The organism is Bartonella sp. AP58NXGY, assembly GCF_042195785.1.
Lineage (GTDB): Bacteria > Pseudomonadota > Alphaproteobacteria > Rhizobiales > Rhizobiaceae > Bartonella.
This window is the reverse complement of the sequence record NZ_JBHIOY010000041.1, coordinates 1-2,498: the sequence shown is the minus strand read 5'-3', so window position 1 is coordinate 2,498 and position 2,498 is coordinate 1. Positions and strand designations below refer to the sequence as shown.

The 2,498-nt window shown below is 48.8% G+C and carries 1 protein-coding gene; it reads right to left on the bottom strand.

Going from position 1 to position 2,498, the window contains the following annotated elements; translation table 11 throughout:
* The coding region (locus ACFINC_RS09105; protein WP_375617002.1) for a filamentous hemagglutinin N-terminal domain-containing protein at window positions 1–2,321 on the bottom strand (2,321 nt) is incomplete at its 3' end.
* Between the last annotated feature and the right edge of the window lie 177 nt (window positions 2,322–2,498).

Here is a 2,498-nt window from a genome sequence, read left to right as displayed (position 1 = left end):
TTGGTCGTTTCAGCGCCTTTATTGACAAAAGATGTCGCTATAAGCTTCATCTCACCGGCAAAAGCACTGAGAAGACCTGCCTCATTGTTGACATGACCAGCACGTGCTTCCTTCAGCCCCCCAATACTGAGAGCCTCTTCAGCAATAATTCTGCCCTGTGTGTTGGTTAAATTACCATCACTGGATACGTCCATCGATTTTTTGGCGTAAATCAGCCCACGATTGCCCAGATCCCCGCTCACATTGAGGATAACACTCTCACCACTAGAGCCAAGTGCACCAGCATTGCGCAATTGCCCTGCAGACAAAACAAAACTGCCCCCACTTTGAATGACCGCACCAGATACATTTTCAAGAAAGGCTTGTTGGCTATCCGTGCCCTCTTTTGGGCTGATCACAAAGTGTAAATCATTGCTGGCAATCAACATCCCTTGATTTTTCAAAGCACCAGCATGGGCATCAACACTCTCACCGCGCATTGTGCCAAGATTGATGACCCCATCACGCACCTGAAGGGTGAGCGCACCACCTTGCGCTTCCACAGTTCCCGCCTGCGTTAAAGCTGTCGTGCTCAAATCTACGTCATGACCCAAAAGCGTACTGTTCGTGCTGGTTGTGAGCATGCCCCCAGCTGTCAAAGCAACTTTCTGCACACTGACAATATCACCCTTGTGAGTGAGGGCTCCATGAGCATCCAACGTTATCTTCCCATTGGACAACACAGTGCCTTCTTGGACTAAATCACCGCTACGAGCATAAAGATCAACTTTTTGCTCTGCCACTAAGCGCGCGCGTGAGGTAAGCTCTGCCGCTTCCACCAAAAGAGAACCGCCTGCACTATAATGACCAACCCCTATGGTGAGAATCCCATCCGATTTCAGAACAGCATTCCCCTTGGCACCCATATGATTGTTTAAAGCGCTGATTTGATTGGTTTTAATGATCAAATCGCCAAGAGAAGAGATCCCTGTCTGATTGTTGTCTTGCAAGCGGTCAAGATCAATAGCCGCAGCAGTGATCTGTAAAAGCGCACCAGCTGCAATTCGTCCACTCCCCGCCTCAATTTTTGTTGCTTGTAAGTGCAAAGAACCGGTCGCTGACTGTTGCCCATCATTGCCAATGCCATTCGCCAAAAGAGCGTCAGATCCTAGCTTGATCACATCGGCGCGCACATCAACAGCACCGCTCGCTGCAACCCGTGTCCGTTCTGCTAATTCAACATGCTTCAAAGCCTTAAGCCAAACAGCCTCTTCTGAAAAAAGCAGATCTTTCACATGCACACTGTCGTGATGAGAGTAAGCCTTCACGGCTCCTTTGGAACGGGCTTTGGTGATCACCAGCTTGCCATCACTGGTTAGTCTCATGGCGCCTGCATTGGCAACCATATCTCCCCGCATTTTAACGCCAGCACCTTTATCGTTGGCAAGCACGCGGATCTGACCCGCATACATGCCACCAAACTCACTGGAATCAATGGCCAATTCCGGCTCTTTGCCATCTGAACCAAGAGACGTTGCTTCACGTTTGTCATAATCAAAATGATTGCGCCCCGCGATAACAGCTAAATCTCCTTTGACTTGGATAGGACCTGCAATGCTAATCTTGCGTGAAACGAGATCAAAAATATCCAATGTGCGCCCATCAGCGCCTTTGGCGCCAATGGTGATATCGCCCCCCTCAACACGCAAACCGCTTAAAGACCCATTGGCGCCAATGATCGGCTGTCCCGTCGATAAAGTCACCCGTGGTGTATTGATAAAGCCGCAACCGTTACAGGTAATTCCATTGGGATTGGCGATAATAACATCTGCCGCATGCCCGTGAACTTCGCTCATGCCCTCAAGGCGCGAACGATTGGCACTGATCACTTCATTGAGAATAACCTTGGCTGCACCGGTCCCCCGTAAATTGCCATTGCCAAGCACCAATCCCCCAAGCTGTGAACGTGAAACCTCACTCGTTGAGTTGTTTAAAATCACACCATGCGCATCAACATTAAAACTGTCATATTTATTATGAGAAAGACCCTGCCCATTGGGACGGGCTATATCAACAAGCGGTACGCCATTGCTGGCTTCACTCACCGTGGGGCGGAAAAGTGAGCCAACCCCATCGGCCGCTTTAATCCCTTGAGCCTCTTGAACGGGTGATCTTTGTGCACCAATTGCTTGCGCTTGCAACAACAAAGGCTGAAAAGCTAAACTAAAGCTTAAAACCAGAGAAAGCCCCTTGTGAGCCCCTCGCTGCAACACGCCAAAAGCATGCTGCCCTAGCGCACATCCATATCCCAATTTATGCTTTTGATCTTTCAATCCCCGCATCTTAATCTCCTCAAAAAGCCTCTATATCTTTGTAAAAAACACCCCAATGGGTCTAAACAGCTAGACGATATTTTTGATCGCCCCTTTGCTCTAAAATCTCAATAATGCCCGCACCTGAAATAATCCTGTCGCATTCCCCTGCTCTCTCGGTGTCGATTGGGTTAAAATATTTGAATA